Annotated in this window: 5 protein-coding genes and 1 pseudogene; 4 read left to right on the top strand and 2 right to left on the bottom strand. The window is 69.1% G+C overall.

Features of this window, described 5'->3' with window-relative positions; genetic code table 11:
- Positions 1-228: pseudogene (locus B2284_RS13585) on the bottom strand (ISL3 family transposase); the annotation flags it as partial.
- A gap of 203 nt (positions 229-431) precedes the next feature.
- Between B2284_RS13585 and B2284_RS13580 the strand changes: the two are divergent.
- From B2284_RS13580 to B2284_RS13570, 3 genes are all read left to right on the top strand, one after another.
- Positions 432-1,682, top strand: coding sequence for a thiamine-phosphate kinase (locus B2284_RS13580; RefSeq protein WP_083607197.1), 1,251 nt, complete (start codon positions 432-434; stop codon positions 1,680-1,682).
- Between the two features lie 252 nt (positions 1,683-1,934).
- The gene (locus tag B2284_RS13575) at positions 1,935-3,614 is read left to right on the top strand and encodes a sodium:solute symporter family protein (RefSeq protein ID WP_074045547.1); all 1,680 of its coding nucleotides are present in this window, start codon (positions 1,935-1,937) and stop codon (positions 3,612-3,614) included.
- A 12-nt stretch (positions 3,615-3,626) separates the two neighbouring features.
- A complete protein-coding gene (locus B2284_RS13570; RefSeq protein WP_231729491.1) occupies positions 3,627-4,016 on the top strand; it encodes a hypothetical protein in 390 nt (129 codons plus the stop codon).
- Positions 4,017-4,168: 152 nt separating this feature from the next.
- Here the strand turns inward: B2284_RS13570 and rpmB are convergent, their stop codons facing one another.
- Positions 4,169-4,363, bottom strand: a complete 195-nt coding sequence (gene rpmB / locus B2284_RS13565; RefSeq protein WP_006943284.1) for a 50S ribosomal protein L28 — start codon at positions 4,361-4,363, stop codon at positions 4,169-4,171.
- A gap of 409 nt (positions 4,364-4,772) precedes the next feature.
- On the opposite strand from rpmB, the gene B2284_RS13560 reads away from it, so the two are divergent.
- Positions 4,773-5,500 (top strand): DAK2 domain-containing protein (locus B2284_RS13560; RefSeq protein WP_286697640.1); only part of this gene is annotated, 728 nt, incomplete at its 3' end.

Raw genomic sequence — 5,500 nt, 5'->3', positions numbered from 1 at the left:
CAACGTCGTCGGACGCCACCCCAACGGCTCGTGGGCCAGCCGGCGGACAACCGTGCCGCGCGCGGTTCCTTCACAGCCACAGCGTCGGCACCAGCGGTCGGGTTCGACGACTCGACAGGCCAGGACCGCACCGGCGGGCTCGAGGCGCTGACCGGTGGCCTCAAGGCCGAGCTCATTCAAGCGGCAGAACATGGTCAGGTCAGGGTCGGTGAAGGTAGCGTCAGGCACGTCGAGGTCTTCCAGATGGGCAGTGTGAGAACTTCCATCATCGGAAGGCCTCGACGCCTACCCGGGCAGCGCCACGCCGTTCGATCCTTGACTACGCGCTACACCCTCATCTGTGAAGAGCCGGTTTCAGCTTCGAAGATCTCCATGTGCTGCGCGGGGTGCTCGCGCCGTCGTCAGGATGCAGCGGCTGATTGAATGGCGTGGTGACCGACCTCGCGACCCCCTCGTGGCTCAGACCGACCTGGACACCGCGGGTCGGCGGCGACGCGGCGACCGTCGCCGACGTCGGGGAGGCCTGCGTGCTCGCGGCGATCACCCCCCACCTCGCGGCGGCCGACGCCGAGATCGGGCCCGGTGACGACGCGGCCGTCCTGCCCCTCGCGACGGGCCGTACCGTCGTCACGACCGACTCGATGGTGCTCGATCTCGACTGGCGCGACGACTGGTCGAGCGCCCACGACGTCGGGGTCAAGGTGATCGCCCAGAACCTCGCCGACGTCGTCGCGATGGGCGCGCGGCCCACCGGCGTCGTCGTGGCGCTCGCGACGGAGGAGCGCACGCGTGTCGACTGGCTCGTCGAGCTCACCGACGGCATGGCTGACGAACTGCGTCGCGCGGGTTGCGGATCCCTCGGCGGCGACCTGTCGGGCGCGCCCGCAGGCACCGCCGTCATCACCGTCACCGCGCTCGGCGAACTCGCCCCCGGCGCGCCGGCGCTGACACGCTCCGCCGCCCGGCCCGGCCAGGTGGTCGTGGTCTCCGACCGGCTGGGACGCTCGCAAGCCGGTCTGCTCGTTCTCAGCGGCGAGGTGGCCTGGCCGCCACGAGATGCGGGGGCGACGGCCCGTCGTGATCCCGGCCCGTCCGTCGCTGACGAATTTCCCTACGCAGACGCAGACGCGAACCAAGCGCTCCGCACATGCGCAGACGATCGCCAAGCGCCCCCCACAGACGGCGAGGCCGCGTCCCGCGCAGCCGTGGGTGCAGGGCCCCCCGCAGCCGCGAACGGGGCGGCCGAAGCCGTCGCACGCGAGTGTGTGACGTTCCATCGCGCACCCCGGCCGCGTTATGCAGGCGACGAGGCCGTGAGCGCGGGGATCGGCGTCGCGATGGACGTCTCCGACGGGTTGGGGCGGGACGCGGCGCGTCTGGCCGCGGCGTCCGGCGTCGGCATCGAACTCGATCGCGCCGCGCTGGAACGCATGGCGGCGCCGCTGCGGCCGCTGCTGGGGAATCGAGCGCTCGACTGCGTCCTCGCGAGCGGCGAGGAGCACGCGCTGCTCGGCACCTGCGACGCCGACGCGGTGCCGCCGGGCTGGCACGTCATCGGTCGCGTCGTCGCACCCGCAGCAAGCACGTCCGGCCGGCGGGCCGCGGTGACGCTCGACAGCGTCGACGTCGTCGAACGCGGCTGGTCGCACTACGAACGGGCGCGCCCCCCGTCGTCCGACTGACGGCGTTGGCTCGTCACGCGGGCGCCGTGCGCCGGCCGTCCGGGTCGAGGGCCCCATGCCGCTCCAGCACCTCAGCGCCGGCGCAGCGCGCGTGCCGTAGCCGCGAGACGCCACCCGGGCGCGGCGCCGAACATTGCAAACGGGTCTCGATTCCGAGTGTGAGCCCCTTCACCATGGCGCGCGGTGCGAGTCTGGCGTTACCGTCGGGGGTCACTTTCCTCCACGACTGTCCGGGAGCCAGCCTTGCTGCCTATGGATTCCTCAGCTCTGCGCCTCGACGCAGGGCCGGTCGACTACGTGCTCATCGCGTTGTACTTCGTGTTCGTGCTCGGCATCGGCCTGTTGGCCCGCCGACAGGTGAGCTCCAGCATCGACTTCTTCATGTCCGGCCGATCCCTGCCCGCCTGGGTCACCGGCCTCGCCTTCATCTCCGCGAACCTCGGTGCGGTGGAGATCATGGGCATGTCCGCGTCGGGCGCCAAGATGGGCATGCCAACGTTCCACTACTACTGGATCGGCGCGATCCCGGCGATGTTGTTCCTCGCCATCGTCATGATGCCGTTCTACTATGGCTCGGGCGTGCGCTCGGTGCCTGAGTTCATGAAGCGTCGCTTCGGCACGGGCGCCCACCTCGTCAACGCGATCTCGTTCGCGCTCGCGCAGGTGCTCATCGCCGGCGTCAACCTGTTCCTGCTCGCCAAGATCGTCAACATGCTGCTCGGCTGGGACATGACGGTCTCGACGATCGTCGCCGCTGTCATCGTCCTCAGCTACATCACCCTCGGTGGCCTCTCGGCCGCGATCTACAACGAGGTGCTGCAGTTCTTCGTCATCGTGGCGGCGCTGCTGCCGTTGACGCTCGCCGCCCTGCACAAGGTCGGCGGTTGGGACGGGCTGCAGGCCAAGATGAAGGCCGCGGGCACGGACGGCGAGCTGTCGTCGTGGCCGGGCAACTCGCTGACCGGCTTCACCGATTCGGTGTGGTCCGTCATCGGCATCGTCTTCGGTCTCGGCTTCGTGCTGTCGTTCGGTTACTGGACGACGAACTTCGTCGAGGTGCAGCGCGTCATGGCCTCGAAGGACATGAACTCCGCGCGTCGCGCGCCGATCATCGGCACGTTCCCGAAGATGTTCATCCCGTTCATCATCATCATCCCGGGCATCATCGCCGGCGCGCTCGTGCCGGAGATCGCGAAGGCGAAGGCCAGCGGCGGCAACCCGGACTACAACAACTCCCTGCTGTACCTCATGAGCGACCTGCTGCCGAACGGTCTTCTCGGTGTGGCCATCGCGGGCATGCTCGCCGCGTTCATGGCCGGCATGGCCGCGAACATCTCGGCGTTCAACACGGTGTTCAGCTACGACATCTGGCAGGAGTACGTCGTCAAGGATCGTGACGACGCGTACTACATCAAGATCGGCCGCATCATGACAGTCGTCGCGACGATCATCGCGATCGGCACGTCCCTCCTGGCGCGAAGCTACTCGAACGCGATGGACTACCTGCAGACGCTGTTCGGCTTCTTCAACGCGCCGCTGTTCGCGACGTTCATCCTCGGCATGTTCTGGAAGCGCATGACGCCGACGGCCGGCTGGGCCGGCCTCGTCTCCGGTACGGTCGGCGCGCTCGTCGTCGCCATCCTGTCGGAGAACGCGCTCGGCGATCTGTCGCAGGACGTCATCCACATCGGTGGTCAGGGCGCGTCGTTCGTCGCGGCCGGTACGGCGTTCGTCGTCGACATCGTCGTAAGCGTCATCGTCAGTCTCATGACGCAGCCGAAACCGGCGGAGAGCCTGCGCGGTCTCGTCTACAGCGAGACGCCGAAGGAGGACTTCGAGGAAGACACGAACACGTCGTTCTTCAAGTCGCCGACGAAGCTCGCGGGCCTGTCGCTGCTGCTCGTCATCATCCTCAACGTCGTCTTCCACTAAGGGGCATCGATCATGAGTACACCGATCAACGACGCGCACGACGCCCCGCGCGGGCGTGACGACGCCGTGCACACCGGGCGTGACGGCGCGGACGAGGTGACGACGACCAAGGCCGGCAACTCGGCCCGTCACGGCGCCGGCCTGTTCGACATCCGCAACATCATCGGGCTGCTGATGGCGCTCTACGGCCTCATCCTGCTCGTCACGAGCTTCACGACGAGCACCGCCGACAAGGCGAAGGCCGACGGCGTCAACCTCAACCTGTGGACGGGCATCGGCCTCATCGTCATCGGCGCCGCGCTCATCGCGTGGGCCGTGACGCGCCCCATCGTCGTCGACGAGCGCGAGCTGGAGGCCGACAAGGCCGCCGCCGAGCGTCAGGGCAAGCCCACCGCGCACTGAACGCCTCGCGCGGGGGTCTGAGCGCTTCCGCGTGGCCTGGTTCGACGAATCCCCGGTCTCCTTCGAGGAGGCCGGGGATTCGTCGATTCGCGGGCGTCGAGCAGGCAACAAAAAACCCGGCCGAAGCCGGGTTTTTCGAACAAGTGCCGAGATCAGCGCTTGACCTTGCCTGCCTTGAGGCAGGAGGTGCAGACGTTGAGACGCTTCGGGGTCACGCCAGCCTCGCCGACCAGGGCGCGAACGCGCTGGATGTTCGGGTTCCAACGACGCTTCGTGCGGCGGTTGGAGTGCGAGATGTTGTGACCGAAGCCCGGTCCCTTGCCGCAGACGTCGCAGGTGGCAGCCACGGTTTCTCCTGAAGTCGATGTGTTCGGGCGGATGCCCTTCGGTTGCTTCGCGCAAGACCTGACGGTCTCGCTCGCCCCCATCGATCCGCAGCGTCGAGATGATGCGCGTGATGTCATGGGGGCAACCTGCACAGCATAGCCGGAGGCAGCGGGTGGGATCAAAACGGCGCCGCGGTCGGGTGCTTGGAGGCCGGCCGGTCGAGCGCGGCGCGCCGCATGGGGAGCCGCCCGAGCGTCGCCGGTTCGCCGTGCGTGGGGCGTCCGCCCGAGTGGCGCGGACGGCTTTTCACCCCGTCCTGCCGAGGTTGTCAGACCCGTGTGCCAAGGTACTCGTGACATGCCGCGATGACGATTCACGTCTCGCGGGAGACGCCCGCGGCGGTCGCCGGAGCGAGAGGCAGGAGGGTGCATGACGCAATGCCTGAGTGCGCGTGACCTTGCCCGCGCCCTCGTCTCCGCACGCGTCGAACTGTCGTCGGCGGAGTCGACGCTCAACGCGCTCAACGTCTTTCCCGTGCCCGACGGCGACACCGGCACCAACATGCGCGCCAGCCTCGAAGCGGGCTTCGTCGCACTCTCACAGACCGGTTCGGACGACGCGCCGCGTGGGCGCACCAAGGCGTTCGTCACCGGCATGACGCGGGCGGCGCAGGGCAACTCCGGCGTCATCCTCTCCGAATACGTGCGCGGTTTCGTCCGCGTGCTGCTGGCCGATCCCGCCGTCCTCGAGGTCGGCCTCGACGGTCCGGGCCTCGCGGAGGCGCTCGGGTCCGCCTCGGCCTGCGCCCGCGGCGCGGTGGGCGAACCGGTGGAGGGCACGATCCTGTCGGTCGCGCAGGCCGCGGCCCTCGCCGCCCGTCGATGCGTCGACGAGGCCGCGGGCGCAGGACGCGAGGCCGATGCCGCCGAGGTGGCGCGGGCGGCACACCAGGCTGCGCAGGAGGCGTTGGACGCGACGCCCGCACAGTTGGAGGCGCTCGTTCGTTCGCGCGTCGTCGACGCCGGGGGTGCGGGTCTGCTGCTCGTCCTCGATGCCCTCGACCGCGTCGCCTCGGGTGCGGGGGGCCTGCCCCGGACGAACACCCGCTCGTGGCTCGACGCGCGTCGGACGACGTCGTTGGAGGAGGACGCGGGCTG

This window comes from Dermacoccus sp. UBA1591 (assembly GCF_002322065.1).
Classification (GTDB): Bacteria; Actinomycetota; Actinomycetes; order Actinomycetales; family Dermatophilaceae; genus Dermacoccus; species Dermacoccus nishinomiyaensis.
The sequence above is the reverse complement of the archived record's forward strand: the minus strand, read 5'-3'. Positions and strand labels throughout refer to the sequence as shown.